Source organism: Alphaproteobacteria bacterium (genome assembly GCA_005883305.1).
In the GTDB taxonomy this organism is placed as follows: Bacteria; Pseudomonadota; Alphaproteobacteria; order Sphingomonadales; family Sphingomonadaceae; genus Allosphingosinicella.
In genome coordinates this window covers 17,244-42,663 of record VBAC01000001.1, presented here as the reverse complement: position 1 = coordinate 42,663, position 25,420 = coordinate 17,244, and the positions used below count along the sequence as shown (strand labels likewise).

The following is a 25,420-nucleotide window of genomic DNA, read 5'->3' as shown; positions in this document are numbered from 1 at the left end:
TGCGGCTTGTGACGACAGAACGGTCGGCGCCACTTGGTAGACAAGCCGATCCGTGAGATAGCTTAGTGGGGACGGTGCAGAAGCGTCAGAAAGCTCTCTTGCGTAAGAATGGGCGAGGTTGCCTTCTCGGAAACCCATTGCTCCAGAGTAAGCGGCGGATCGCCATAATGCCCGATAACCTCGGTATCTCCACCTGCAAGACGCTCAATTGCGGCCCGGAAGGCCGGATTGTCGAATCCGTATGCCCGCGAGAATTCGAAGACCGGACCGATCGGGCTTTCGGTGGCCGGCTCTCCGTTAATCCATCGGAGCAGTTGGCGCGCGCAACGAGGTACGCGCCACGGGGACAGCGCAAGATGTCGAACGCGCTGGGATGCATTAGCGGAGAGGGCATGCTCGTGCATTTCCAAGGGGATCAGCGAAAGTTCCTCGAAACCATTGCGAAGCAGGACGCGGGCGCTCTTGGTGGAAGTCTCATAATGCTCCGTCGTGATCAGTGTGCCGGGCTCATAAAGTGAAGCCAGGACAGCCCTGAAGCAGACCGACACGTCCGCGCCACCCAGACCACGATAGGCTTCGAGCCAGCAACTGGAGCCCAGTTCAGTGAAACGGCCCTTCGCATAGGCATAAAAGCCGCCGGTCGCTATGATATCCTCACCCACCTTGAAGACTTGCAGCGCACCGGATTCGAGCGCCTCCGCCGAACCCCGGACATCAACATTATGCTCGCCGCTGTCGAGCCACAGGTCCCGGACCTTCGGATAGTTGTTGTCCGTTGCCGGCTCGACTTTTATCACGAGGCCGCGAGGACGATGGTCCATCTGCTTTCTCCCAAGCCAAGAGCCAACCGAATTCCACCACACTCCGAAGGCTTTCAGGAGTGGACCCCTGTCGATACAGGCGATTGACCTTTGCGGCAAGAGGTTTCTCGCATGCTGCGAATCTTTTGCACTGTGGGTTGATTTTCTCCTTGAGGAGGTTAAGGGTGCGCGTCCCAAGCTCGTGCGACTGCCGCGCGATGTTTTTTGGCAACTTTTGAACAACGTGGAGGCTAACATGGACCAACGTGCCGAGACGGACCTAGGCGCTGAAGTGCACAGTTGCGATTACTCCCAACTAGCGTCGCTGGCCGTGTTCAAACTGGAGAACAGGGACTTCGAATCTTTTCGCTCGGCGGCCCGCCAGGCTTCGGAACTGGAGTTCCGCATTTGGAGCCAAATGGTCCAGTTGTACGACCCCCGCAATTCGGACGGCTTTGCCGATCTCATCGAGTTTTTCTCGCGCCAGTTTTCGGACAAGCGCGATGCAGCCGCCGTCTTCGGAGTGGCGCTGAGCACCTTCTATCGCTGGAAGAATGGGGATACGATCCCGCATGCGCTCGTCCGCGCAACGGTCAGGGATACGATCAAAAGCTATCTCAGCGAGCGGAGCTTTCCGCTGATCGAGCCAGAGGCACAGCGCGGAGATCAGAAGGCGTTTAGCAACCGGCGCTCTACGCATTAAAGTGGGATCGAGGGCTTCCTAACCACAATAGTAGAGAAACTCTAGACTCACCCGCCGGCATCCCCTAATATCGCCGCCTGCTGGGAGGCCTGAGGAGGGCCTGAGCTGCTCTTTCGGCGCCTCGTCCAGCGATTAGGGGTTCTCCTCGCAACACTCGCAACCAATCGAAGGAACTATCCAGTGAAGAAGATCGCTCTCACCCTCGTCGCCGTTTCCGCGCTGGGCCTCGCCGCCTGCGGCGGCAACACCGCCGCCAACAACACCACCGCCAACGAGACCGACGCGATGAACGCCGCGACCGACACGCTCGAGAACGCGTCCGCCGACGTCCAGAACGCTGCCGGCAACGTCAACGACGCCGCCGCCAACCTGACCGACGCCACGACCGGCGCCGCCGCCAACGCGAGCGCCGACGTCGGCAACGCCGTCAGCAACGAGACCAAGTAAGCTTCTTTCGAGCTTATTCGGGACGAGGGCCGCGCGCCGCCAAGGCGCGCGGCCCTTTTTCTTTGCCCGCCGATCGGGTTAGAGTGCGCTCGATGCGGTGGAGAAACCGGATATGAAGCGCCTGACGACCGCCGGCCTGGCTGCCCTCCTCGCTCTCGCGGCCTGCGGGCGCGGCAACGACCGCGGCGGCGGCCTCAGCGAGGAGGAGGAGCGCCAACTCGACAATGCCGCGGCGATGCTCGACGACAATGTGTTCGACGTGTCCCCGGATTCGCTGACCGCCAACGAGGCGGAGATCGCCGCCGAGGAGAATGCGGCGGAGGCGAACGAAGCGGCCGGCAACGGGCAGTGACGGATCGAGCCGGCAGACGCGCCCGAGCAAGGCGCGTCACGCTTGCCGCCGTGACTTCGCTTTTGGCCTCGCCCGCGGCGCTCGCCCAGGACAGGGCGGAAGACGCCGTCGCCCGCTTTCGCGTGCTGGACAGGATCGATCCGTGCAGCGCCTCGCGGCCGGACGACGAGATCGTCGTGTGCGGCAACAGACGCGACCGCGACCGCTACCGCCTTCCCCAGCTCGGCCGGACAAACGCGCTCTTCGGCGCCGGGAATATGAGGGGCGAGGTCCCGAGACCTTCGGCCGACCCGATCGCCACCGGCGGTTGCGGCATATTCCAGGACCAGCACCGCTGCAGCAAGGCGGAAATGGCGGATGCCGGCTATGGCGGAGGCAGGAATCCGCTGACGTTCATCACCAACCTCGCCGTCCGATTGGTCGATCCTGACGCCGAGACAGGATCGCCGCCGCTTATTCCCGTGCCCCCTCCCAGGTGAGGAAACGCGCCGCTTGCGGAAGCGACGGACAATAAGAAAGGGCCGGAGATTTCTCCCCGGCCCTCTTTTTTTCGGTGCGGCGGCGCGGAGTGAATCCGCGCCGTCGGTCGGGTTCGGTCGGCTTCGGGCCGACCGCCCCGCCGTCCGTTCCGATTTCGTCTCCGGCGCAGCGCCAGAGCGCTGCGCCGGTGCGAAATCAGAAGTCCATGCCGCCCATGCCGCCCATTCCGCCGCCGCCCATGCCGCCGGCGGGAGCCTTGTCTTCGGGCATCTCGCTCACCGCGGCTTCGGTGGTGATGAGCAGGCCGGCGACCGAGGCTGCGTCCTGGAGCGCGGTGCGGACGACCTTGGTCGGGTCGATCACGCCGGCGGTGACCAGGTTCTCGTAGACGTCGGTCTGGGCGTTGAAGCCCTGGGTCTCGTCGTCCCCGTCGAGCAGCTTGCCGACCACGACGGCGCCGTCGCTGCCCGCATTCTCGGCGATCTGGCGGATCGGCGACTGCAGAGCGCGGCGGATGATGTCGATGCCGCGGGTCTGGTCGTCATTGGCGCCGCTGAGGCCCTTCAGCGCCTTGGTGGCGTAAAGGAGAGCGGTGCCGCCGCCGGGGACGATGCCTTCCTCGACCGCGGCGCGGGTCGCGTGGAGCGCGTCGTCGACGCGGTCCTTGCGCTCCTTGACCTCGATCTCGGACGAGCCGCCGACCTTGATCACCGCCACTCCGCCGGCGAGCTTGGCAAGGCGCTCCTGGAGCTTCTCCTTGTCATAGTCGCTGGTGGTGTTCTCGATCTGCTGGCGGATGGCCTCGACCCGCGCCTTGATCCGGTCGTGCTCGCCCGCGCCGTCGACGATCGTCGTGTTGTCCTTGTCGATGGTGACTCGCTTGGCCTGGCCGAGCATGGGGACGGTGACGTTCTCGAGCTTGATTCCGAGGTCCTCGGAGATCATCTCGCCGTTGGTCAGGATCGCGATGTCCTCGAGCATCGCCTTGCGGCGATCGCCGAAGCCCGGAGCCTTGACGGCCGCGACCTTGAGGCCTCCGCGCAGCTTGTTGACGACGAGCGTGGCCAGAGCCTCGCCCTCGATGTCCTCGGCGATGATCAGCAGCGGACGGCCCGACTGGACGACCGCTTCCAGGATCGGGAGCATCGCCTGAAGGTTGCCGAGCTTCTTCTCGTGGATGAGGATGTAGGGATCGGTAAGCTCGACCTGCATCTTCTCGGGGTTGGTGATGAAGTAGGGCGAGAGATAGCCGCGGTCGAACTGCATGCCTTCGACGACGTCGAGCTCGAACTCGAGCCCCTTGGCCTCCTCGACGGTGATCACCCCTTCCTTGCCGACCTTCTCCATCGCCTCGGCGATCTTCTCGCCGACGACGGTGTCGCCATTGGCCGAGATGATTCCGACCTGGGCGATTTCGTTCGAGCCGGCGACCGGCTTGGAGCGGTTCTTGAGGTCCTCGACGACCTTGGTGACGGCGATGTCGATGCCGCGCTTGAGGTCCATCGGGTTCATGCCGGCCGCGACCGACTTCATGCCCTCGCGGACGATCGACTGGGCGAGAACGGTGGCGGTGGTGGTGCCGTCGCCGGCCAGGTCGTTGGTCTTCGACGCGACCTCGCGCAGCATCTGCGCGCCCATATTCTCGAACTTGTCCTTAAGCTCGATCTCCTTGGCGACGGTGACTCCGTCCTTGGTGATCCGGGGAGCGCCGAAGCTCTTGTCGAGGACGACGTTGCGGCCCTTGGGACCGAGAGTGACCTTCACCGCGTCGGCGAGGATGTCGACGCCGCGCATGATGCGCTCACGGGCGTCGCGCGAAAAACGTACGTCTTTGGCTGCCATGTTGGCTTACCTTTCAGGTTTGAATGTTCCGAATGTTCGCACTGACCATGGGCCAGCGCGCTCTCAAATTCAGCCGACGATGCCGAGGATATCGCTCTCTTTCATGATGAGCAGGTCCTCGCCGTCGATCTTGACCTCGGTGCCCGACCACTTGCCGAACAGGATCTTGTCGCCGGCCTTGACCTCGAGCGGGTGGATCTCGCCGGCTTCGTTGCGGGCGCCGGTGCCGACGGAGACGACTTCGCCCTCCTGGGGCTTTTCCTTGGCGCTGTCGGGGATGATGATCCCGCCGGCCGTCTTCTCCTCGGCCTCGACGCGACGGACGAGGACGCGATCGTGGAGCGGTCGAAACTTCATAGAGTCACCTTTCTCATGGGCGTAGAAAACTTGTTAGCACTCACGCGGGGCGAGTGCCAATGACGCCCATGTAGGGCTTGCGCATGACAGGTCAAGGACTCGACGGCGGCACTTGGCTCGGCTCGCCGCGCCTCCCATTTACAGCGCACGGGGCCTCGTCTAGCCCCGGAAGGGCAAAGGAGCGGCGGAACGATGAGGTTTCTGGGCAAGGCGTGGAAGGTGCTGGTCGGGATCAAGGACGCGCTCGTCCTGATCTTCATGTTGATCTTCTTCGGCGGCCTCTACGCGGCGCTTTCCGCCAGCCCGCACAAGGACAGCGCCGAGCGCGGCGCCCTGCGCCTCGAGCTTTCCGGAGCGATCGTCGAGCAGCCCTCGCAACGGAACCCCTTCGACCTGGTCGGCGGAACGCCCGTGACCCGCCAATATCGGGTGAGCGAGCTGATCCACGCGCTCGACACCGCCGCGGCCGACGACGACATCCAGGCCGTCGCCCTCGACCTCGACCTGTTCACCGGCGGCGGCCAGACGGCGATCGCCAATGTCGGGGAGGCGCTCGACCGCGTTCGGCGCGCCGACAAGCGCGTCGTCGCCTACGCCACGGGCTATAGCGACGACACCTACCAGCTCGCCGCCCATGCCGACGAGATCTGGCTCGATCCGCTGGGCGCGGTGCTCATCGCCGGCCCGGGCGGAAGCAACCTCTATTATGCCGGCCTGCTCGAGCGGCTCGGGGTGACCGCCAACGTCTACCGGGTCGGCGCGTTCAAGTCGGCGGTCGAGCCCTATACGCGAAGCGACATGTCGCCCGAGGCCCGCCGCGCCGCCCAGGCCCTCGCCGACGCTCTCTGGGGCACCTGGCAGCAGGACGTGCGACAGGCGCGGCCGCGCGCGCAGATCGCCCAATATGTCGCCGACACGCCGGCCGCGATCACCGCCGCGGGCGGCGACATGGCCCAGGCGGCGCTTCGCGCCGGGCTGGTCGACCGCATCGGCGGCCGCGCCCAGTTCGGGCAGCGGATGGCCGAGCTTGCCGGCACCGACGACCCGGACGAGCCCGACAGCTACCGCGCGGTCCATTACGATGCCTGGATTGACGACCATCCGGCGAGCGATTCGGGCGGCGAGATCGCGGTGCTGACGGTCGCCGGAGAGATCGTCGACGGCAACGCGCCGGCCGGGACGGCGGGCGGCGAGACCGTCGCCGGCAATCTCGAGCGCGGGCTGGAGCGCGGCGACATCAAGGCGCTGGTCGTCCGGATCGATTCGCCGGGCGGATCGGTCACCGCCTCGGAGCGAATCCGGCGGGCGGTGGTCGGCGCCAAAAGGCGCGGCATCCCGGTGGTCGTCTCGATGGGCTCGGTCGCCGCCTCGGGCGGCTATTGGATCGCGACCGCCGGCGACGTGATCTTCGCCGAGCCCTCGACGATCACCGGCTCGATCGGCGTGTTCGGAATCCTTCCGAGCTTCCAGGGAACGCTCGAGAAGCTGGGGGTCGGCGCCGACGGCGTGCGAACGACTCCGCTCTCGGGCGAGCCGGACCTGCTGCGCGGCCCCTCCCCCCAGGCGAGCCAGTTGCTCCAGATGGGGGTCGAGACGACCTACCGGCGCTTCATCGGCCTCGTCTCCCGCTCTCGCCACCTGCCGCCGGCGCGGGTCAACGAGATCGCCCAGGGCCGCGTGTGGGACGGCGGCACTGCCCGCCAGCTCGGCCTCGTCGACCGCTTCGGAAGCCTCGACGACGCCATCGCCGAAGCGGCGCGCCGGGCGCATATCGACCCCGCCGACGCGCAGCCGCGGTTCCTGGAGCGCGAGCCCGGCTGGCTCGGCCAGATCCTCGCCGACGCGGCCCGCGACGAGGAGGACCAGGACGACCAGGCGCGCGACGCCTTCGCCCGGCTCGCCCACCGCCCCGAGATCATGATCCAGCGCGCGCTCCACGACGCTCAGCAGCTGCTTTCGGGACCCGCGATCCAGGCCCGCTGCCTCGAATGCCCGCCGATCGCCCCGGCCCCGCGCGCGGCGGCGAGCGGGTCGCTGTGGACGCAGTTGATGGCGATGGTCTGGCGGGGGTGAAGATCCGGCGCGCCACCGCGGACGACGCGGCGGCAATCGCCTCGATCTACGCGCCCTACGTCGCCGGCACGGTCGTTTCGTTCGAGACCGAGCCGCCCGACGAAGCCGAGATGGCGCGGCGAATCGCGGAGGGCGGGGACCTCTATCCATGGCTGACCGCCTGCGGCGAGGATGAGGCCGCGATCGGCTACGCCTATGCCTGCCCGTTCCGCGCGCGGCCGGCCTATCGCTTCACCGTCGAGACCACGGTCTATCTCGCCGACGGGATGAGCGGGCGCGGCACCGGCACCCTGCTCTACCGCGCCTTGCTGCCTCTGCTGGAAGGCCAGGGCTTCGCCCAGGCGATCGCCGCGATCACCTTGCCCAACGAAGCGAGCGTCAGGCTCCACGAAAGCGTGGGCTTCCGGCAGGCGGGAACCTACGAGAAGGTCGGCTTCAAATTCCGCGAATGGCGCAGCGTCGGCCTGTGGCAGCGCGCGCTGGCCCCGCTTTCGACCCGGCCCGAAGAGCCGAAACCGGTCTCAATGGTCTGGCGCGGCTAGGGTCCGCACAGGATTAGAAATTCAGGTGGATGGTCTGACCTTGGGAGTCATCCCGGCGGAAGCCGGGACCCATGAACTCGGACAGTGCAATTGCGCTTCCGAAGCTGAGCGTCTCCTCAATGACCTGTGTTCATAGGTCCCGGCTTTCGCGGGGATGACTCTGAAATTGTACGCAGATCGGTCGAAGCCCATCGAGCCGGACTCTAGCGCGAATAGGCCGGCAGCGACCAGCCGCGCCAGATGGCGGCGCCCCTCAGCGCGAAGCCGGCGAGGAAGGCGGCGATGCCCGCAACGCCGCCCGGAACCCCCGCCAAAGCGAGGCCGACGAACAGCGCCGCCGACAGCGCCGAGGCGGTGACGTAGAGCTCGGGCCGCATCAGGATCGAAGGATCGCCGGCGAGCACGTCGCGTATGATTCCGCCGAGGCAGCCGGTCAACACCCCCATCGCGAAGGCCGGAACCGGCGCGATTCCGAAGGCGAGCGCCTTGGCAGCGCCATAGGCCGAGAAGGCGGCAAGGCCCGCGGCGTCGAACCAGAGCATGGCCCTGGCCGGCCACAGCCGCGCCGACACCAGCCACACCGCCGCGGCAGCGCCGAGGCAGATGGCCAGCGTCGCATTGTGGTGGACCCAGAAGACCGGCGCGCCGATCAGCAGGTCGCGCACCGTCCCGCCGCCGACTCCGGTCACCACCGCGAAGAAGACGAAGGTGACGAACGTCTGCTTGCGCTGCGCCGCGAGCATCGCCCCCGACGCGGCGAAGACGGCAATTCCGGCATAGTTGAGCCAGTCGAGGACCGGCCCGAGGGCTTCGGGGAGGGAGGCGGGGGGCATGAGCGCCACGCTACCACATCTGCGTCACCCCCGCGAAAGCGGGGGTCCAGCTTCTTCCGAAGAGCAGCGGGATTCCCGCTTTCGCGGGAATGACGGGGCGGTTGCGACGCCGCGTCAGATATGGATCGGCTTGCCGGTCACCGCCATCGCCGCTTCCTTGACCGCCTCGCTGTGGGTCGGGTGGGCGTGGCAGGTGTAGGCGATGTCCTCGCTGGTGGCGCCGAACTCCATCGCCTGGGCGGCCTGGGCGATCATCGTTCCGGCCACGGAGGCGATGATCCAAACGCCGAGCACCCGGTCCGATTTGGCGTCGGCGATCACCTTGACGAAGCCGTCGCCCTCACGGTTGGTCTTGGCGCGGCTGTTGGCCATCATCGGGAACTTGCCGGTCTTCACCTCATAGCCCTGCGCCTTCGCATCCTCCTCGGTGAGGCCGACTCCGGCGATCTCCGGCATGGTGTAGACGACCGACGGGATCACCTCGTGGTTCACGATTCCGGTCAGGCCGGCGATATTCTCGGCGACCGCGATTCCCTCGTCCTCCGCCTTGTGGGCGAGCATCGGGCCGGGGATGACGTCGCCGATCGCCCAGATGCCGGCGACCGAGGTGCGGAAGTCATGGTCGGTCTCGATCTGCCCGCGCTTGTTCACCGCGAGCCCGGCCTTGTCGAGCTGGAGCCCGTCGGTATTGGGCCGGCGGCCGATCGAGACCAGGACGACCTCCGCCTCGATCGTCGAGGCGTCGCCGCCCGCGGCGGGCTCGACGGTCAGGGCTACGCCCTTCTCGCCTGCCTTGGCGCCGGTCACCTTGGTCGAGGTGCGGATGTCGAAGCCCTGCTTCTTGAAGATCTTGGCGCATTCCTTGCGCACCTCGCCGTCCATTCCGGGGAGGATCTGGTCGAGATATTCGACGACAATGACCTTCGCGCCGAGCCGCCGCCAGACGCTGCCGAGCTCGAGCCCGATCACGCCGCCGCCGATGACGACCATCGTCTCCGGAACCCGGTCCAGCTCGAGCGCCGAGGTGGAATCGAGGATCCGCTCGTGGTCGATCTCGACGCCCGGCAGCGGGGTGACGCTGGAGCCGGTGGCGATGACGAAGTTCTTCGCCGTGTAGGCCTTGCCGGCGACGTCGATCGTATCCTTGGCGGTGAACTTCGCGTGGCCCTTGAGCCACTCGACCTTGTTCTTCTTGAACAGGAAGGCGATGCCGCCGGTCAGCCCCTTGATCGCCTCCAGCCGCGTGCCGTGCATCGCGCCGAGATCGAGCTCCAGGCCCGAGGTCTTCACCCCCCACTGGGCGAGCGCGCCCGAATGCGCCTCCTCGTAGAGCTCGGAAGCATGGAGAAGCGCCTTGGACGGGATGCAGCCGACGTTGAGGCAGGTGCCGCCGAGCGTCTCGCGGCTCTCGACGCAGGCCGTCCTGAGGCCCAGTTGCGCGGCCCGGATGGCGGCCACATAGCCGCCGGGCCCGGCGCCGATCACGATCACGTCGAAGTCAGTGTCTGCCATTTTCTATCCTTTGGTGCTCCGGCGAAGGCCGGAGCGTTGGCCACCCGCGCAATTGGACGAGGGTTTTCTCTCCCGGTCGCATCGCGCTCCATCCAGCGCTCCGGCCTTCGCCGGAGCACAATTTTTCTTCTCACAAATCGATCAGCAACCGCGTCGGGTCTTCCAGCGCCTCTTTCATCCGCACGAGGAAGGTGACCGCCTCGCGGCCGTCGACCAGGCGGTGGTCGTAGCTGAGCGCGAGGTACATCATCGGCCGGGCGACGATCTGGCCGTCGCGGACGACCGGGCGCTCCTCGATCCGGTGCATTCCGAGCACCGCGCTCTGCGGCGGGTTGATGATCGGGGTCGAAAGGAGCGAGCCGAACACGCCGCCGTTGGAGATGGTGAAGGTCCCGCCCTGCATCTCCTCGATCTTCAGGGTGCCGTCCTTCGCGCGCTTGCCGAAGTCGGCGATCCTCTTCTCGATTTCGGCGAAGCTCAGGCCTTGCGCGTCGCGGAGGACGGGGACGACGAGGCCGTTGGGCGCGGAGACAGCGACCGATACGTCCATATAATCGTGATAGACGATCTCCTCGCCGTCGATCGACGCGTTGACCGCGGGAACGTCGCGCGCGGCGAGCGCGGCGGCCTTCACGAAGAAGCCCATGAAGCCCAAGCGGATTCCGTGCTTCTTCTCGAACAAATCCTTGTAGCGGCTTCGCGCGGCCATGATCTCGGTCATGTCGACGTCGTTGAACGTCGTCAGCAGGGCGGCGGTGTTCTGCGCCTCCTTGAGCCGCTTGGCGATCGTCTGGCGGAGGCGGGTCATGCGGACGCGCTCCTCGCGCCGTTCCCCGGCGGAGGCCGGGGTCGAGGCCCTGGTTGGCGCGGGCGCGGCTTGCGGAGCCGACGGGGCTTCCGCCTGCGGCGCCTGGGCCCCGGCCTTCGCCGGGGAACCATTTTCCTGGCTCTCGGCGGCGGCAAGCACGTCGTCCTTGGTCAGGCGGCCGTCCTTGCCGGTGCCCTTGATCTTAGACGGATCGAGATGGTGCTCGAGCACGATCCGGCGCACCGCGGGGGAGAGCGTCAGATGCGGCGCCTCCTCATCCTCCTCTTCCGCGGGAGCGGCAGCGGGCGGCGCCTCCTTCGGCGCGATATTCTCGCCCGCGCCCTGGGGGTTGACCGGAGTCGCGGCGGCGCCGGCCTCCACGGTGGCGATCACCGCTCCGACGGCGACCGTGTCGCCCACGCCCGCACGCTGCTCGCCCATCGTGCCCGCGACCGGCGAGGGCACTTCGACCGCGACCTTGTCGGTCTCCAGGCTGGCGATCGGCTCGTCCTGGGCGACCGCGTCGCCAGGCTGCTTGAGCCACGCGCCGAGCGTCGCCTCGGTGATCGATTCGCCCAGAGTCGGGACTTTGACTTCAGTCGCCATTTAGCTCGCTTTCCTTTGTGCAGTCGTCGACTGGCCGAGCGCGTCGGCGATCAGGGCCGCCTGCTCCGCCGCGTGGCGCTTGGCAAGACCGGTCGCCGGCGACGCGGCGGGCGAGCGGCCGGCGTAAACGGGACGCTTGGGCTTCAGCCCGGCCTCGCCGAGCCGGCGCTCGATGCGCGGCGCGACATGGGCCCAATAGCCCTGATTCTGCGGCTCCTCCTGCGCCCAGATCACCTCTTCGAGGTTGGTCATGCGCTTGAGCCGCGCCAGCAAGGCCTCGCCCGGGAAGGGATAGAGCTGCTCGATGCGGACAATCGAGGTGGTTGCGTCTCCCGCTTTGTCGCGCGCCTCGATCAGCTCGTAGGAGAGCTTGCCGGTGCACAGCACCAGCCGCTTCACGTCCGAATCCTTCGGCGGGCTGGGATCGGAGAGGATGCGCATGAAGTGGCTCTCCCCGGCGAAATCGCCGAGGCTCGACACGGCGCTCTTGTTCCGAAGCAGCGACTTGGGGGTCATCACCACCAAAGGCTTGCGGAAATCGCGGTGCATCTGACGGCGGAGCAGGTGGAAATAGTTGGCCGGCGTGGTGCAGTTGGCGACCTGCATATTGTCCTCGGCGCACAGCTGGAGGAAGCGCTCGGGCCGCGCCGAGCTATGCTCGGGCCCCTGCCCTTCGTAGCCGTGCGGAAGCAAGAGGACGAGGCCAGACGCGCGCAGCCACTTGGCCTCGCCGGCGGCGATGAACTGGTCGATGATCACCTGAGCGCCGTTGGCGAAATCGCCGAACTGCGCCTCCCACAATACGAGCGTCTGCGGATCGGCGAGCGACCAGCCATATTCGAAGCCGAGCACGCCGAATTCGGACAGCGGGCTGTCGCGCACCTCGAAGCGGGCGGGGCCCACCTGGGTCAGGGGGATAAATTTGTGCCCGTCGCTTTGATCGACCCAGACGGCGTGGCGCTGGCTGAAGGTGCCGCGGCCGCTGTCCTGGCCGGACAGGCGTACCGGATGGTTCTCGCGCAGCAAGGTGCCGAAAGCGAGCGCCTCGGCCGTCGCCCAGTCGAATCCGGCGCCGCTCTCGAACATCTCCCGCCGGGCGTCGACGATCCGGCCGAGCGTCTTGTGCACCTGGAGCCCCTCGGGGATCGTGGTCAGAGTCCGGCCGACGTCGCGCAGAATCTCCTCGGAGCAGCCGGTGGCGACGTTGCGCCGCTCGGTGATCGCCGCCTTGGGCTTGCCGAGGCCGGACCAAGCGCCCTCGAACCAGTCGGCCTTGTTCGGCAGATAGGATTTGGCCGCCTCGAACTCCTGCTCGAGCAAGGCCGTGAAGGCCGCGACCTCGCCGTCGACCCAGCCCTTGGCGATGACCCCTTCCGGCTCAAGCCGCGCGGCGTAGAGCGCGGAGACCGGTGGGTGCTGCCGGATTTCCTGGTACATCAAGGGCTGGGTGAAGCTCGGCTCGTCGCCCTCATTGTGGCCGAAGCGCCGGTAGCACCACATGTCGATGACGATGTCGCGGTTGAACTTCTGCCGATATTCGATCGCAAGCTTGCAGCAGAAGGTGACCGCTTCGGGATCGTCGCCGTTGACGTGGAGGATCGGCGCCTGGATCGCCTTGGCGACGTCCGAGGGATAAGGCGAGGAGCGGCCGAACTGGGGCGAGGTGGTGAAGCCCACCTGGTTGTTGATGATGAAGTGGAGGCAGCCGCCGGTCGAATAGCCGGGGATGCCGGAAAAGCCGAGGCATTCGGCGACGATGCCCTGCCCGGCGAAGGCCGCATCGCCGTGGAGCAGCACGGGGAGCACCGTGTCGCCCTCGCTGTCGCCTTTGGCGACCTGCTGCGCGCGGGTCTTGCCGAGGACGACCGGATCGACCGCCTCGAGATGGCTCGGATTGGGCACCAGGCTGAGATGGACCCTGATCCCGTCGAACTCGCGGTCCGAGGAGGTTCCGAGGTGATATTTGACGTCGCCCGATCCGCCGACGTCCTCCGGGTTCGCGGCGCCGCCCGCGAACTCGCTGAAGATCGCGCGGTAGGGCTTGCCCATGACGTTGGCGAGGACGTTGAGCCGGCCGCGATGGGCCATTCCGAAGACCATCGAGGCGACTCCGTACTGGCCGCCATATTTGATCACCGCCTCGAGCGCCGGAACCATCGCCTCGCCGCCATCGAGGCCGAAGCGCTTGGTGCCGACATATTTGCGGGCGAGGAACTTCTCCCACTGCTCGGCCTGAACGACCTTGGTCAGGATCGACCGCTTGCCCTCGGGGGTGAAGCTGATCTCGGCGTCCTTGCCCTCCATCCGCTCCTGGAGGAAGCGCCGCTCCTCGAGGTCATTGATGTGCATATATTCGAGGCCGACACGCCCACAGTAATTGCGGCGAAGGATCTCGACGATCTCGCGCACGCTGGCCTTCTGCAGGCCCAGCGCCCCGCCGAGCCAGACCGGCCGGTCGAGCGCGGCTCCGGCGAAGCCGTGGAACTCCGGCGTCAGGTCCGCCGGCATCTCGCGCTGGCTGAGGTGGAGCGGATCGAGATCGGCGGCGAGGTGGCCGCGCACCCGATAGGTGCGGATCAGCATCATCGCGGCGATCGAATCCCGCGCGGCCTGCTCGATCTCGGCCTGCGAAGCGGCGGGGCCGGCGGCGTCCTTCGCTTTCGCCGCCACGCGCTGGATCGTCGCCTGGGTCGGATCGAGCCCGGCATTGACCTCGTCGAGCTCGACCAATGGCCAATCGTCGCGCGCCCAGCTGGGGCCCTCGGCTTGGTCAGTCATCATACTGCTCCCCGGCGAAGGCCGGGGTCCGGGCCCCGGCGACAGCCGGGTTTGAAAGCCACAACGTCATAGGAAAGCCTTCGGCTCCTGGACCCCGGCCTTCGCCGGGGAACAGCTCAGAAAAGCGTCGGATAGAGATCATCCCACTCAAGGTTAGCTTCCTCGATCAGCCTGATCTTCCAGGCCCGTTTCCATTCCTTGATCTGCAATTCGCGGCGACGCGCCTCCTGCAGATCGTCGTGCGCTTCGAACCACACCAGCAATTTGCAGCCATATTCCTTCGTGAAGCCCTTCACCAACCCCTCACGGTGCTCATATATCCGTTTCGGAAGGTCGCTGGTCACGCCGGTATAGATCGTCCCGTTCTTCCGGCTGGCCACGATGTAGACGAAGCCGCCGTTCATCTGTCCTTCCTTTTGTTCCCCGGCGAAGGCCGGGGCCCAGGCCGGCGAAAGCCGGACGTTCTTCCTGATAGTCGAAGCGCCTCACGGCGCTCCTGGGCCCCGGCCTACGCCGGGGAACTAGTCCTTCAAAAGCGCTGCGAGCGTGCTCCCAAGCTCCGACGGGCTCGGCGAGACCCGGATCCCCGCCGCCTCCATCGCCGCGATCTTGTCCTCGGCGCCGCCCTGCCCGCCCGAGACGATCGCCCCGGCATGGCCCATCCGGCGCCCCGGCGGCGCGGTTCGCCCGGCGATGAAGCCGACGACCGGCTTGGAGCGGCCCTTCTTCGCCTCGTCGGCGAGGAACTGGGCGGCCTCCTCCTCGGCCGAGCCGCCGATCTCGCCGATCATGATGATCGACTTGGTCTCCTCGTCGGCGAGGAACAGCTCGAGCACGTCGATGAAGTTGGTGCCGTTGACCGGATCGCCGCCGATGCCGACCGCGGTGGTCTGGCCGAGGCCCGCATTGGTCGTCTGGAACACCGCTTCATAGGTGAGCGTGCCCGAGCGGCTGACGATGCCGACGCTGCCCTTCCTGAAGATCGATCCGGGCATGATCCCGATCTTGCACTCGTTCGGGGTAAGCACGCCGGGGCAGTTCGGCCCGATCAGCCGCGACCTGGAGCCCGAGAGCGCGCGTTTGACCTTGACCATATCGAGCACCGGAACGCCCTCGGTGATCGCGACGATCAGCGGCACCTCCGCGTCGATCGCCTCGAGGATGGAGTCGGCGGCGAAGGGCGGCGGCACGTAGATCACGCTGGCGCTCGCGCCGGTCGCCTCGACCGCCTCGGCGACGGTGTCGTAGACCGGCAGCCCGATATGGGTCTGCCCGCCTTTGCCGGGCGTCACGCCGGCGACCATCTTCGTCCCGTAGGCCAGCGCCTGCTCGGTATGGAAAGTGCCGGTCTCGCCGGTCATCCCCTGGGTGATCACCTTGGTGTTCCGATCGACAAGAATGCTCATGCCTGTCCTTCACGTTCCCCGGCGAAGGCCGGGGTCCAGTCCTAAAACAAAGAGCGGCGCGATAGCGCCGCCTGGGCCCCGGCCTTCGCCGGGGAGCAGGTTCAGCTCAGCGAGCTATCGATCGCCTTGCACGCCTCGAGCAGCTCCTTCACGGCGTCGACCGAGACCTGGAAATTGGCCCTGGCCTCGGCGTTGAGCTCGATCTCGACGATCTTCTCGACTCCGCCCGCGCCGATCACGCAGGGGACTCCGACATAGAGGTCGTTGACGCCGTACTGGCCGGTGAGGTTCACCGCGCAGGGGAGCAGCCGCTTCTTGTCCTTGAGATAGGCCTCGGCCATTTCGATTCCGCTGGTCGCAGGCGCGTAATAGGCCGATCCGGTGCCGAGCAAAGCGACGATCTCGCCGCCGCCTCCGCGGGTGCGCTTGACGATCGCGTCGATCCGCTCCTTCGTCGACCAGCCCATCTTGACGAGGTCCGGTATGGGGATTCCGGCGACGGTCGAATATTCGACGATCGGGACCATCGTGTCGCCATGGCCGCCGAGCACGAAGGCGGTGACGTCCTGCACCGAAACGCCGAACTCGTCGGCGAGGAAGGTGCGGAAGCGGGCCGAATCGAGCACTCCGGCCATTCCGACGACCATGTGGTGGGGAAGGCCCGAAAATTCGCGCAGCGCCCAGACCATCGCGTCGAGCGGGTTGGTGATGCAGATGACGAAGGCATCGGGGGCGTTCGCCTTGATCCCCTCGCCGACCGCCTTCATCACCTTCAGGTTGATTCCGAGCAGATCGTCGCGGCTCATTCCCGGCTTGCGGGCGACTCCGGCGGTGACGATGATCACGTCCGCGCCCTTGATGTCGGCATAATCCTGCGAGCCTTTCAGCTTCGCGTCGGTGCCGTCGATCGGGCCGCATTGCGAGAGATCCAGCGCCTTGCCCTGCGGCACGCCTTCGACGACGTCGAACAGGACGATGTCGCCGAGCTCCTTTTGCGCCGCGAGGTGGGCGAGCGTGCCGCCGATATTGCCGGCGCCGATGAGCGCGATCTTGTTCCGAGCCATGGGCCCCTACCGATCCTTTCCAAGACGAGAGCGCCGCGTGCGCGCGGCCGAACGTGGCGCTGCGCTTAGACGCCTCGCGCGCGGGGGGCAACGGGCAACGAACCGCCGCCGGATCGACCCCGGTTGCGCGAATCGGGGAAAAGGGGAAGTCTTGCCGCCTTCACTCATCCGGTCATGGCGAAAGGGGAAGAAAATGAAGAAGATCGCGATCTATTTCGGCTGCGCGCTCGCGGTTGCCGGCTGCTCGATGTCCAGCGACGAGGACAGGATGGAAAACGCCATCCGCGAGGAGCTTTCGAAGAACGGCACGGTCAACCAGGTCGAGATGACCCGGGAAGGCGACAATATGGTCGGCTTTGCCGAGATCAGGACCGCCGACGGCAGCGAGGGCCGGCTGCGCTGCAACGCGACACCCGACACGACCAAATCCGGCTCCTACAATTGGCGGTGCCTGCCGGCGATCGACCAGCGCGTGATCGACCAGATGAAGAACACGATCAGGCAATCGCTCGCCCAGCACGGCGAGGTCAGGGAGGTCGAGCTGTCCCGGCAGGACGACATGCGCATGACCGGCCACGCCGTCGTCGTCGACAGCGGCGGCACCGAGATCCGCGCCAACTGCACGGTCACCCGCCAGAACGAGGCGAGCAACCAGTTCGACTGGCGCTGCAACCCGGCCGATTCCGCGGCGGTGGAACCGGCGGGTGGCGACGCGGGCGGGAAGTAGGCGATCCCCTAGACGGTCATGGCGGCACCGCAGGCTCCCTCTCCCAGGGGGAGAGGGTTGGGGTGAAGGGGCCCCACGTCCGCGAGTATTCGCAGACTCCGTAAACCCCCACCCTACCCTCCCCCTCAGGGGGAGGGGAAAAGCAGTCCTACCGCGCCAGGCGGCGGATCAGGTCGGTCCAGTGGTCGACGTCGTCGTAGAAGGCGCGGACGGGCAGGCGCTCGTCGCGGCCGTGGGCGCGCTCGTCGGCCGGGATCACGACCCATGAGCCGTCGACTCCGTAGACCGGAACCCCGCGCGCCCGGAAATAGAGGCCGTCGGTCGCCCCGGTGCTCATGTCCGGAGTGATCGCCGCGCCGGGATGGCGGGCGCGGACCGCCTCGGTGTAGGCGCCGACCACGTCCTCGCGCAGCGGCGAGGCCTCGGTCGGGTGGGCGGGATCGACCGGCTCGACGGTGACGTGATCGGGGGCGCTGAGCTCGCGCATCGTCGCCAGAACGGTCGCCGGATCGACTCCCGGGAAAATCCGGCAATTGACCGTCGCCCTTGCAAGCTGCGGCAGCGCATTGTCGGCATGGCCGCCCTCCAGCCGGGTCGCGACGCAGCGCGTGCGGGTCAGCCCGACCTCGGTCTCCGAGGCTTCGATGAAGTCGGCGGCCTCGCCGTCGTTCGGGTTGGCGAGCCAGCGGTTGATCGCCGCGGCAAGCTCCGGGCCGGCGCTCTCGGCGCGGTGGCGGAAATAGGCGCGCGTGGTCTCGTTCAGCATCGGCTGGAACCGGTAATGCTCGAGCCGGTCGAGCGTGTGGGCGAGCGCGTAAATCGCATTGTCCGGCCGCGGGCGCGAGCTGTGGCCGCCGGGATTGGTCGCGGTGAGGAAGTAGCTCTGGTAGATCTTCTCCGCGGTCTGGATGCCGAAGCCGAGCAGCCGCCCGTCGGCGAGGAAGGCGCCACCGCCGGCGTCCGCGTTGAGCGCGAAATCGAGCGTCGAGGCGTCGATCCACTGGTTCGCCGCCTGGTTCGCGCCGTTGCCGCCGGTCTCCTCGTCGCCGGTGAACAGGACGACGATGTCGCGGTTCGGCCGGAAGCCCTCGGCCTTGAGCCTGAGCAACGCCGCGGTGACCGCGACGACGCCCTGCTTGTCGTCCAGCGTGCCGCGGCCGTAGAAATAATTCTCGACCTCGCCGAGCTCGAACGGATCGCGCGACCAATCGGCCCGCCGCGCCTCGACCACGTCCATATGGGCCATGATCAGCATCGCCTTGCGGCCCGACGGACGCGCCGCCGGCCAGCGCAGGATCAGGGCTGCGGTGTGATCGGCGGGGCGGACCACGTCATAGGGATGGATGGTGACCTCGGTCAGGCCTGCGGCGCGGAACTGCTCCTGCAGATATTGGGCGAGCGCCGGCACCTGGCCGCGCCCCTGAACGGTCGGGATCGAGATCGCATGCTCGTAAATCTCGCGCGCCTTGGCGTGCCAGCGATCGGCCGGAACCTCGGCCGTGGCGGCGGCCGCGGCGGTGGAGAGCAGGGCTGCGGCGATGAGTGCGAGGCGCATGGCGGAACTCCCTTGGAAGGCGGCGGGAGATTTGGCGCAAAAAGAGAGCCGGTCAAGCGATGCGTTCGAAGACGATTTTGCGGGTCTCCGGCTCGGCGGCGAGGAGCTTCACCCGGATCGCGTCGCCGGGATCGGCATGGTGGGCCGTCGCCCGGGCGACGATCGGGAAGTCGCAGAGCTGGATTCGGGCGCCGCGCTCGTCCTGGTCGATGACGACCGCCGCGAACGTCTCGCCGATCCGGTCCTGGAGCATGGCCGCTTCGGCGAGGTCGATCACCGCGCGCTCGATCTGGCTGCCGCGCGCGTCGGCCCGGGCCATAACCTCGGGCAGCTTCTCGAAGGCGGCCGCCGCGGTCTCCGGCACAGGGCTGTCGTTGGCGATGGCCAGAGCGGCCTCGACCACGTAGCGGTCGGCGAGGCGGCGCAGAGGCGCCGTGGCGCGGGCGTAGGGCGCGGCCATCGCGGCGTGATAGGGGACCATATCGGGCCGGTAAGGCACGTAGGCGGCGCCCGTTCCGGCTCGGCGGATCGCCGTCATGAAAGCGGCCTCGCGCGGCTTGGCCGGATCGAGCCTCCTCTCGAAGGCCGGAAGCGGCTCGGCGGCCGGCCAATCGAGAGCCAGCGCGCGGGCCGTGTGGCGAAGGCGGCGGACCGCCCTTTCATCCGGCCCGGCCATGACCCGGAACAGGCCCGTGCGATGGCTGAGCAGAGCGTCGGCGATCGCCAGGTTGGCGGCGAGCGACAAAGCGGCGTTGCGGTCCTCGGCCGCGGTGCGCTCGCGGAAACTCAGCCGGCAGCGCCCTTCCTCGCAGGTCACCTCCTGCTCCGGCGGATCGACCCGCGACGCGCCCCGCGCCCGCTCCGCCGCCTTTACCCGCGCGGCGAATTCATCGAATTCCGGCGGCAGCTCGGCCTCGGTCACCGTCGTGTAGGCCAGCTTGGACCGGCTTCGGACGATCGCCCGCTCGGCGCCGTCGAGGCTGGCCTTGCCGTCGGGCGAGAGGCGCACGGCGAAGACCACGGCTGGCCGGGGCCCGTCCGGCAACAGGCTCGCCGCCTGCTCGCTCAGCACCGCCGGATAGAGCCGCGCCTTGCCGTCCGGCAGATAGAGTGTCGCCCCGCGCCGCCAGGCCTCCGCGTCGATCGGCCCGCCCGGATCGACGAACCAGCCGACATCGGCGATCGCGTAATGGAGCAGCAGGTCGCCGCCGGAGCGCTCGATGGCGAAAGCCTGGTCGAGATCGATCGAGGAGGCGGGGTCGAGCGTGACGAACGGCCGCTCGGTACGGTCCGCGTGGGCGTCGGGAGTGCGCCGCGCCGCCTCCGCGGCCGCCGCCTCGACCGTGGGCGGGAAGCGCTCGGGCACCTGGAATTGCGCGCGGATCGCGGCCAGCCCGCCGGCGAGCGCGGCGTCGGGATCGCGGAGAGTCTTCATTCCTCCCCGTGGCCGAGCGCGAGATAATCCGCGCTCTGCATCTCGATCAGGCGCGAGGCGGTGCGCTCGAACTCGAACGCCCCGTCGCCGGCGACGTAGAGATCGTCGGGCGCGGCGTCGGCGGCGGCGAGCAGCTTGACCTTGTGCTCGTAGAGCGCGTCGACGAGCGTGACGAAGCGCGCCGCTTCGTTGCGGTTCTCCGGCCCCATGCGCGAAATGCCGACGATGATCACGCTGTGATAGCGCCGTGCGATGGCGAGATAGTCGGGCGCGCCCCGCGGCTCGCCGCAGAGCCGCTTGAACGAGAAGACGGCGACGCCCTTGACGCTCTTGGGCACGTGCAGGGTTCGCCCGCCGCCGAGCGGCAAATCCTCGCTCGGCACCTTGGCCCGATCCTCGACCGGATAGTCGGTCAGCCGGAAGAAGGCCTCACTCAGCGCCTTCGTCGCCTCCGGCCCGTTCGGCACGTACCAGGTCGGCATGCCGCCGAGCCGCTCAAGCCGGTAATCGGTCGGCCCATTCAGCGGCACGACGTCCAGCTTCGCCTCGATCAGGTCGATGAACGGCAGGAACAGCTCGCGGTTGAGCCCGCCGAGATAAAGATCGCGCGGGGGGCGGTTCGAGGTGGTGACGACGGTCACGCCCTCCTCCAGCAGATGGGCGAACAGCCGCGAGAGAATCATCGCGTCGGCGGGGTTGTTGATCACCATCTCGTCGAAGCAGAGCAGTTTCGCTTCGCTGGCGATCGCCGCCGCGACCTCGGGGACGGGGTCACTCTTCTCCTTGGCCCGCTCCTCGCGCAGCCGGTCGTGCACTTCGAGCATGAATTCGTGGAAATGGACCCGCCGCTTGGGCGAGACGGCGATCGTCTCGAAAGCGAGGTCCATCAGCATCGACTTGCCGCGGCCGACCCCACCCCAGAGATAGACGCCGCCGGGCGCCGGCTCGGACCGCCCGAACAGGCCGAGCAGGCCCGTGCGCGGCCGGGCGAGCCGCGTCGCCAGCGCGTCGAGCGCCGCCACCGCCCCCTCCTGATCGGCGTCGGGCCTGAGCTCGCCGGCCGCGACCAGCGCTCGGTAGCGCTCCGCAAGCGCCGTCATTCGGCGCGGCTGGCCTTGCGCAGCGCGCCCGAGAAGGAGGCGACCAGTTCGCTTTCCTGGACGAGCTTGCCGGAGAGGAAGACCAGCCGCCTGGTCTCGCGGAGCAGCTCGACCTCGGCGTCGAGCGGCACGCCGATCCGCCCGCGGCTGAGGAAGCGCACAGAGCAATCGAGCGTCACCGCACGGGCCACGTTCGCTCCCGCCAGCCGCCCGCCGGCGAAGAAGGCCATGTCGATGAAGGTCAGCAGAGCGCCGCCATGGACCATGTCGCCGAGGTTCGAATGGCGCTCCTCCGGAAACATCCGGCACACGGCGCGCCCCTCGCCAGCGGGCCGAACCAGCAGCTTGCCGATCACGCCATGGAACCTGGCGTCGTCGGGCAGGTCCCAGGTCCACCAGCCGGGGTGGTCCGGATCGGGCGCGTGCTTGATCAGCGGGTGGACGTCCATGTCGGCGCAGTGCCGGGAAATACGCGGCCTTTCAAGGAAGCCATTTGCGCCCAACCAAGAGCCAGATTGTGATAAACAACTCTCCCGGGCAGCTCTGGGCGCCGACGGACAACGGAAGGAGAGAATCGTGGGACTTTCAGGACGAATGGTGGCCGCGGCTGCGGAATGTGTACGCGCTCCTGGCCGGCCGTCGGTTTGGTCAGACCGGCACGGAAGCTACGTTTGCAGCAATCACCCGGAATATGAGGGCGCAGCCGCTGAGCAGCGGCAGTCGGTCACGAGCGGCCATGCCCCTTTGAGCGCAGCCTTCAAGCTGGTGTTCCTGTCCGCCTTTGGAGGCACGGTCCTGTTCACTGCAATCTGCGTGGCCACCACTCTTCTCGCCGGCAGGGACCCTCCGCCTCTTACGGTAGAGGTGGTAAGATGGTTGGCGGATCTCGCGAAGATAGGATTTGGTGCGATCACCGGCATGCTGGGAGGGCAGTCCTTGCGACAAAGTAGCTAGCTTGAAGGCGTGGTGTTCCAACGCCACGACGAGCTCAAGCGGCGCGTATAGCTGTCAAACAGCCCGTTCCAGCAGCAGCTTCTTGGTCTCGGCGATCGCCTTGGCCGGGTTCAGGCCCTTGGGGCAGACGTTGGCGCAGTTCATAATCGTGTGGCAGCGGTAGAGGCGGAACGGGTCCTCGAGATCGTCGAGCCGCTCGCCGGCATATTCGTCGCGGCTGTCGGCGAGCCACCGATAGGCCTGGAGCAGGATGGCGGGCCCGAGGAACTTGTCCGAATTCCACCAATAGCTCGGGCAGGCGGTCGAGCAGCAGGCGCACAGGATGCATTCGTAGAGGCCGTCGAGCTTCTCGCGGTCCTCGGGGCTCTGCAGCCTTTCCTTCCCCGACGGCGTCGAAGTCTTGGTCTTCAGCCAGGGCTCGATCGAGGCATATTGCGCGTAGAAGTGCGTGAAATCGGGGACCAAATCCTTGATCACGTCCATGTGCGGCAGCGGCGTGATCCTGACCTCGCCCTTCAAATCCTCGATCGCGGTGGTGCAGGCGAGGCCGTTCTTCCCGTCCATGTTCATCGAGCAGGAGCCGCAAATCCCCTCGCGGCAGGAGCGGCGGAAGGTGAGCGTCGAATCCTGCTCGGACTTGATCTTGATCAGAGCGTCGAGGACCATCGGCCCGCAGCTGTCGAGATCGACCTCGAAGGTATCGTAGCGCGGATTCTCGCCGCTATCGGGATCGTAGCGGTAGATTCGGAAGCGCCGGGTCCGCTTCGCGCCGGAGGGAGCGGAATACGCCTTGCCCTTCCTGATCCTGCTGTTCTTCGGGAGCGTGAATTCGGCCATGGTCCTGGTTCCTCGTCGGGCCGTTAGCTTCAGGCGGCGCGCCTGTCGAGAAGGCCCGCGGCGATATCGTAGGTGCGCCGGTTGTCGACGTCGATCGCGTGGGCGCCGTCCTCCAGCACAATAGCGGACGCGCGAACATCGAAGCGCCGTCCCAGCCGCGCGATCGCGTCGGCGAGGGTGACGAGGCCATAACGCAGGCGCAGTAGATTGAAGAAGCCGACGGCGCGGGCGATCCGCATCGGATTCTTGGCGAACTGGCCGCCCTCGCGGAAGGTCTCGGCCAGCGCCAGCCCGCGCCGCGACATTCCGTAGAGGTTGCAGTTCGAAAATTCGCCGTCGCGGAAGCGGTAGAAGCGGCGCTGGCCCTCGGGATGGGCCGAGAGCACGTCCTCCTTGCGCGCCAGCGCCGCCACCGCGTCGTCCCCGGCGAGCAGCCGGTCCGCCACGCGGCGGACCGCGGTGGCCGTCAGAAGCACGTTGTCGGCGGTGGTCACGACCACCGGGCCGTCCGCGCCTTCCGCGCCGGCATAGACGCTGTCGGCGATGCTCGCCGCGGCAGGCACGAAGGCGACCCGAAGCGAGGCCGGCATCGGCACCGCGCGGAGCAGCCCCTCGGCGCCCGGCTCGACGACGATTCGGACGCTGTCGATCCCCTCGACCTCGGCCAGCGCGTCCATGACATGGGCAAGCAACGGCCGGCCGCCGATCGGCACCAGGCATTTATGGCTGACTCCGGCCTCGGCCGCGAGCGGGTCGAGCCGGCCGTCGCGCTGGGCGGCGAGGACGATAATCGTGAAGCCGCGATCAGTCATCGAGCAGCCCGTGCCGGCGCAAGCCCTCGTAGAGAATGGTCTCGATCAGCTCGGCCTGGGTCAGGCCGGCGCGGACCGCCGAGCGGCCGAACACCTTCTGCGACCAGAGATTGGCCTGGAGGTTGAGCTCGAGGAAGTTGAGCGTTCCGGTCTCCGCATCGAGCCGGAACTCGAAGCGGCCGTAATCGAAGGGGCGGAATTCCTCGGCGATGCGCCGCGTATATTCCGCGATCTGCGGCATCCAGCGCTCGTCGTCGAACGGCACCAGCTCGTATTTGTTCGCCCGCTCGACCAGGTCGCGCTTCTCGTAATAAGTGCGCAGGTGCGTCGGATCGGCCTGCTCGAACAGCATCATCGGCATCACCACCGGCGCGCCGTCGATGGTGATCACCGGCACCTCGACATCGCTTCCGTTGAGGAAGGGCTCGACGATCGCGTCGTGGCCTTGGGAATGGATGTCGGCGATCGCCGCCTCGACCCCGGCCCAGTCGCGCGCGTCCTGAACGCCCCAGCTGGCCGAGGAGGCGTTGGGCTTGATCACCATACGCTCGCCGACCGGGCAGCGCGCTTGGCTGACCGGCGCTCCGCGGCGGTAGATCGCCCAGGGCGCGGTCGGAATGCCGCGCGCGGCGGCGCAGAGCTTGGAAAGATGCTTGTCGTCGGCAAGGCCGCGAAGGATCGGAGTCGCGCCGAGATAGGGCAGGCCGAGCCGCGTGCAGAGCAGGGGCAGCATCATCTCGCTGTTGAGAAAGCCGCCGCGGTTGAGCAGGGGAAAGACGAAATCGGCGTCCGGGCCCTCGAACAGCTCGGCATAATCGTCGGCAAGCGCCAGGTTCAGCCCCAGCGACTCGAGCACCTCGCGGGTCTCGACGTGATAGAGCGCGTGGTTGCCGTCGTCCGGGTGAAGCCCGCCGCCCCATTTGGCATGCTTGGCGATGAACAGGATTCGCAGCCGCTGCTTCGCTCGCTCCGGGATGGAGCGCGGCTCGATGGGGGCGATTACGGGAGGCATTGCAACCTTTTGCGACATGAATGTGTGCGGCGGCCCCCTGTTCCCCGGCCGCCCCGGCCGATATGGAGGGCGTTAGTCCAGCCCAAAGGTCTGTGCAAGATTGATGAGAGTAAGCGTTGACCTGCCGGCCGCCGCCCAGCTGATGACGACCGGCGGGGACGCCCGCCTGTTCCTGGATGCGGAAACCGGCCTCAACCGCTATTTCAGCGTGCCGCGGCCGCGCGACATCCTCGCCTACGCCTCCTCGACGGCGAACGACATCTCGCCCGCCGCTTATGCCCGGGCCGAAGCGGTGCTCGCCGAAATCGGCGCTTCCCCCTCTCCCGCCGCCTACGCCGCAAGCCTCGAAGCGCTCAGGGGCCGAATCCGCGCCGCTTATGGGGTG

Annotated in this window: 25 protein-coding genes; 8 read left to right on the top strand and 17 right to left on the bottom strand. The window is 67.4% G+C overall.

Features of this window, described 5'->3' with window-relative positions; translation table 11 throughout:
• Positions 1 to 62 precede the first annotated feature (62 nt).
• A complete protein-coding gene (locus E6G92_00210; protein TMJ18320.1) occupies positions 63 to 821 on the bottom strand; it encodes a hypothetical protein in 759 nt (252 codons plus the stop codon).
• 235 nt (positions 822 to 1,056) lie between these two features.
• Between E6G92_00210 and E6G92_00205 the strand changes: the two genes are divergently transcribed.
• From E6G92_00205 to E6G92_00190, 4 genes are all read left to right on the top strand, one after another.
• Positions 1,057 to 1,503 (top strand): hypothetical protein, encoded by a 447-nt coding sequence (locus E6G92_00205; protein TMJ18319.1) that lies wholly within the window; start codon positions 1,057 to 1,059, stop codon positions 1,501 to 1,503.
• 180 nt (positions 1,504 to 1,683) lie between these two features.
• A complete protein-coding gene (locus tag E6G92_00200; protein TMJ18318.1) occupies positions 1,684 to 1,950 on the top strand; it encodes a circumsporozoite protein in 267 nt (88 codons plus the stop codon).
• A 112-nt stretch (positions 1,951 to 2,062) separates the two neighbouring features.
• Positions 2,063 to 2,302: a hypothetical protein gene (locus E6G92_00195; GenBank protein TMJ18317.1), complete on the top strand. Its 240-nt coding sequence runs from the start codon at positions 2,063 to 2,065 to the stop codon at positions 2,300 to 2,302.
• Between the two features lie 50 nt (positions 2,303 to 2,352).
• Positions 2,353 to 2,781, top strand: a complete 429-nt coding sequence (locus tag E6G92_00190; protein ID TMJ18316.1) for a hypothetical protein — start codon at positions 2,353 to 2,355, stop codon at positions 2,779 to 2,781.
• Between the two features lie 196 nt (positions 2,782 to 2,977).
• Here the strand turns inward: E6G92_00190 and groL are convergent, their stop codons facing one another.
• Together groL and E6G92_00180 are read right to left on the bottom strand one after the other, a co-directional pair.
• Positions 2,978 to 4,624 carry a chaperonin GroEL gene (gene groL / locus E6G92_00185; GenBank protein ID TMJ18315.1) on the bottom strand — a complete coding sequence of 549 codons (1,647 nt, stop codon included), beginning with the start codon at positions 4,622 to 4,624 and terminating at the stop codon, positions 2,978 to 2,980.
• 69 nt (positions 4,625 to 4,693) lie between these two features.
• The gene (locus E6G92_00180; GenBank protein TMJ18314.1) at positions 4,694 to 4,981 is read right to left on the bottom strand and encodes a co-chaperone GroES; all 288 of its coding nucleotides are present in this window, start codon (positions 4,979 to 4,981) and stop codon (positions 4,694 to 4,696) included.
• 192 nt (positions 4,982 to 5,173) lie between these two features.
• On the opposite strand from E6G92_00180, the gene sppA reads away from it, so the two are divergent.
• Together sppA and E6G92_00170 are read left to right on the top strand one after the other, a co-directional pair.
• Positions 5,174 to 7,054, top strand: coding sequence for a signal peptide peptidase SppA (sppA, locus tag E6G92_00175; protein TMJ18313.1), 1,881 nt, complete (start codon positions 5,174 to 5,176; stop codon positions 7,052 to 7,054).
• A complete protein-coding gene (locus tag E6G92_00170; GenBank protein TMJ18312.1) occupies positions 6,970 to 7,596 on the top strand; it encodes an N-acetyltransferase family protein in 627 nt (208 codons plus the stop codon). The genes sppA and E6G92_00170 overlap by 85 nt, the downstream gene beginning before the upstream one ends.
• 203 nt (positions 7,597 to 7,799) lie before the next feature.
• Here E6G92_00170 and E6G92_00165 read toward each other — a convergent pair whose 3' ends face one another.
• Entirely contained in the window at positions 7,800 to 8,429 is a 630-nt protein-coding gene (locus E6G92_00165; GenBank protein TMJ18311.1) for a trimeric intracellular cation channel family protein, read from the bottom strand.
• On the opposite strand from E6G92_00165, the gene E6G92_00160 reads away from it, so the two are divergent.
• Positions 8,428 to 8,628 carry a hypothetical protein gene (locus E6G92_00160; protein TMJ18310.1) on the top strand — a complete coding sequence of 67 codons (201 nt, stop codon included), beginning with the start codon at positions 8,428 to 8,430 and terminating at the stop codon, positions 8,626 to 8,628. The genes E6G92_00165 and E6G92_00160 overlap by 2 nt on opposite strands.
• Here the strand turns inward: E6G92_00160 and lpdA are convergent.
• From lpdA to mdh, 6 genes are all read right to left on the bottom strand, one after another.
• On the bottom strand, positions 8,544 to 9,941 hold the full coding sequence (gene lpdA / locus E6G92_00155; GenBank protein ID TMJ18309.1) for a dihydrolipoyl dehydrogenase: 1,398 nt from the start codon (positions 9,939 to 9,941) through the stop codon (positions 8,544 to 8,546). The genes E6G92_00160 and lpdA overlap by 85 nt on opposite strands.
• 130 nt (positions 9,942 to 10,071) lie before the next feature.
• Positions 10,072 to 11,355, bottom strand: coding sequence for a 2-oxoglutarate dehydrogenase complex dihydrolipoyllysine-residue succinyltransferase (odhB, locus tag E6G92_00150; GenBank protein ID TMJ18308.1), 1,284 nt, complete (start codon positions 11,353 to 11,355; stop codon positions 10,072 to 10,074).
• A complete protein-coding gene (locus E6G92_00145; protein TMJ18307.1) occupies positions 11,356 to 14,136 on the bottom strand; it encodes a 2-oxoglutarate dehydrogenase E1 component in 2,781 nt (926 codons plus the stop codon).
• Positions 14,137 to 14,249: 113 nt separating this feature from the next.
• Positions 14,250 to 14,537, bottom strand: coding sequence for a GIY-YIG nuclease family protein (locus E6G92_00140; GenBank protein ID TMJ18306.1), 288 nt, complete (start codon positions 14,535 to 14,537; stop codon positions 14,250 to 14,252).
• A gap of 117 nt (positions 14,538 to 14,654) precedes the next feature.
• A complete protein-coding gene (sucD, locus tag E6G92_00135) occupies positions 14,655 to 15,539 on the bottom strand; it encodes a succinate--CoA ligase subunit alpha (protein TMJ18305.1) in 885 nt (294 codons plus the stop codon).
• 101 nt (positions 15,540 to 15,640) lie between these two features.
• Positions 15,641 to 16,603 (bottom strand): malate dehydrogenase, encoded by a 963-nt coding sequence (gene mdh, locus E6G92_00130; GenBank protein ID TMJ18304.1) that lies wholly within the window; start codon positions 16,601 to 16,603, stop codon positions 15,641 to 15,643.
• A gap of 193 nt (positions 16,604 to 16,796) precedes the next feature.
• On the opposite strand from mdh, the gene E6G92_00125 reads away from it, so the two are divergent.
• Complete coding sequence (locus tag E6G92_00125) at positions 16,797 to 17,330, top strand: hypothetical protein (GenBank protein TMJ18303.1); 534 nt, start codon at positions 16,797 to 16,799, stop codon at positions 17,328 to 17,330.
• A gap of 148 nt (positions 17,331 to 17,478) precedes the next feature.
• On the opposite strand, the gene E6G92_00120 is transcribed toward E6G92_00125, so the two are convergent.
• The 7 genes from E6G92_00120 to E6G92_00090 form a co-directional block, all read right to left on the bottom strand.
• Entirely contained in the window at positions 17,479 to 18,885 is a 1,407-nt protein-coding gene (locus E6G92_00120; protein TMJ18302.1) for a M20/M25/M40 family metallo-hydrolase, read from the bottom strand.
• Between the two features lie 52 nt (positions 18,886 to 18,937).
• Positions 18,938 to 20,320 (bottom strand): RNB domain-containing ribonuclease, encoded by a 1,383-nt coding sequence (locus tag E6G92_00115; protein TMJ18301.1) that lies wholly within the window; start codon positions 20,318 to 20,320, stop codon positions 18,938 to 18,940.
• The gene (locus E6G92_00110; GenBank protein ID TMJ18300.1) at positions 20,317 to 21,420 is read right to left on the bottom strand and encodes an AFG1 family ATPase; all 1,104 of its coding nucleotides are present in this window, start codon (positions 21,418 to 21,420) and stop codon (positions 20,317 to 20,319) included. Before E6G92_00110 ends, E6G92_00115 begins: the two co-directional genes overlap by 4 nt.
• Entirely contained in the window at positions 21,417 to 21,869 is a 453-nt protein-coding gene (locus E6G92_00105) for a PaaI family thioesterase (protein TMJ18299.1), read from the bottom strand. Before E6G92_00105 ends, E6G92_00110 begins: the two co-directional genes overlap by 4 nt.
• Positions 21,870 to 22,428: 559 nt before the next feature.
• The gene (locus tag E6G92_00100; protein ID TMJ18298.1) at positions 22,429 to 23,211 is read right to left on the bottom strand and encodes a succinate dehydrogenase iron-sulfur subunit; all 783 of its coding nucleotides are present in this window, start codon (positions 23,209 to 23,211) and stop codon (positions 22,429 to 22,431) included.
• Between the two features lie 29 nt (positions 23,212 to 23,240).
• On the bottom strand, positions 23,241 to 24,023 hold the full coding sequence (locus tag E6G92_00095) for a nucleotidyl transferase (protein ID TMJ18297.1): 783 nt from the start codon (positions 24,021 to 24,023) through the stop codon (positions 23,241 to 23,243).
• Positions 24,016 to 25,035, bottom strand: a complete 1,020-nt coding sequence (locus E6G92_00090; GenBank protein TMJ18296.1) for a phosphoribosylglycinamide synthetase — start codon at positions 25,033 to 25,035, stop codon at positions 24,016 to 24,018. The genes E6G92_00095 and E6G92_00090 overlap by 8 nt, the downstream gene beginning before the upstream one ends.
• Between the last annotated feature and the right edge of the window lie 385 nt (positions 25,036 to 25,420).

Coding starts and splice junctions, on each gene's coding strand:
- E6G92_00210 (TMJ18320.1), bottom strand. CDS start 821: ATGGACCATCGTCCTCGCGGCCTCGTGATAAAAGTCGAGCCGGCAACG.
- E6G92_00205 (TMJ18319.1), top strand. CDS start 1,057: ATGGACCAACGTGCCGAGACGGACCTAGGCGCTGAAGTGCACAGTTGC.
- E6G92_00195 (TMJ18317.1), top strand. CDS start 2,063: ATGAAGCGCCTGACGACCGCCGGCCTGGCTGCCCTCCTCGCTCTCGCG.
- groL (TMJ18315.1), bottom strand. CDS start 4,624: ATGGCAGCCAAAGACGTACGTTTTTCGCGCGACGCCCGTGAGCGCATC.
- E6G92_00180 (TMJ18314.1), bottom strand. CDS start 4,981: ATGAAGTTTCGACCGCTCCACGATCGCGTCCTCGTCCGTCGCGTCGAG.
- sppA (TMJ18313.1), top strand. CDS start 5,174: ATGAGGTTTCTGGGCAAGGCGTGGAAGGTGCTGGTCGGGATCAAGGAC.
- E6G92_00170 (TMJ18312.1), top strand. CDS start 6,970: ATGCCCGCCGATCGCCCCGGCCCCGCGCGCGGCGGCGAGCGGGTCGCT.
- E6G92_00160 (TMJ18310.1), top strand. CDS start 8,428: ATGAGCGCCACGCTACCACATCTGCGTCACCCCCGCGAAAGCGGGGGT.
- E6G92_00165 (TMJ18311.1), bottom strand. CDS start 8,429: ATGCCCCCCGCCTCCCTCCCCGAAGCCCTCGGGCCGGTCCTCGACTGG.
- lpdA (TMJ18309.1), bottom strand. CDS start 9,941: ATGGCAGACACTGACTTCGACGTGATCGTGATCGGCGCCGGGCCCGGC.
- odhB (TMJ18308.1), bottom strand. CDS start 11,355: ATGGCGACTGAAGTCAAAGTCCCGACTCTGGGCGAATCGATCACCGAG.
- E6G92_00145 (TMJ18307.1), bottom strand. CDS start 14,136: ATGATGACTGACCAAGCCGAGGGCCCCAGCTGGGCGCGCGACGATTGG.
- E6G92_00140 (TMJ18306.1), bottom strand. CDS start 14,537: ATGAACGGCGGCTTCGTCTACATCGTGGCCAGCCGGAAGAACGGGACG.
- sucD (TMJ18305.1), bottom strand. CDS start 15,539: ATGAGCATTCTTGTCGATCGGAACACCAAGGTGATCACCCAGGGGATG.
- mdh (TMJ18304.1), bottom strand. CDS start 16,603: ATGGCTCGGAACAAGATCGCGCTCATCGGCGCCGGCAATATCGGCGGC.
- E6G92_00125 (TMJ18303.1), top strand. CDS start 16,797: ATGAAGAAGATCGCGATCTATTTCGGCTGCGCGCTCGCGGTTGCCGGC.
- E6G92_00120 (TMJ18302.1), bottom strand. CDS start 18,885: ATGCGCCTCGCACTCATCGCCGCAGCCCTGCTCTCCACCGCCGCGGCC.
- E6G92_00115 (TMJ18301.1), bottom strand. CDS start 20,320: ATGAAGACTCTCCGCGATCCCGACGCCGCGCTCGCCGGCGGGCTGGCC.
- E6G92_00110 (TMJ18300.1), bottom strand. CDS start 21,420: ATGACGGCGCTTGCGGAGCGCTACCGAGCGCTGGTCGCGGCCGGCGAG.
- E6G92_00105 (TMJ18299.1), bottom strand. CDS start 21,869: ATGGACGTCCACCCGCTGATCAAGCACGCGCCCGATCCGGACCACCCC.
- E6G92_00100 (TMJ18298.1), bottom strand. CDS start 23,211: ATGGCCGAATTCACGCTCCCGAAGAACAGCAGGATCAGGAAGGGCAAG.
- E6G92_00095 (TMJ18297.1), bottom strand. CDS start 24,023: ATGACTGATCGCGGCTTCACGATTATCGTCCTCGCCGCCCAGCGCGAC.
- E6G92_00090 (TMJ18296.1), bottom strand. CDS start 25,035: ATGCCTCCCGTAATCGCCCCCATCGAGCCGCGCTCCATCCCGGAGCGA.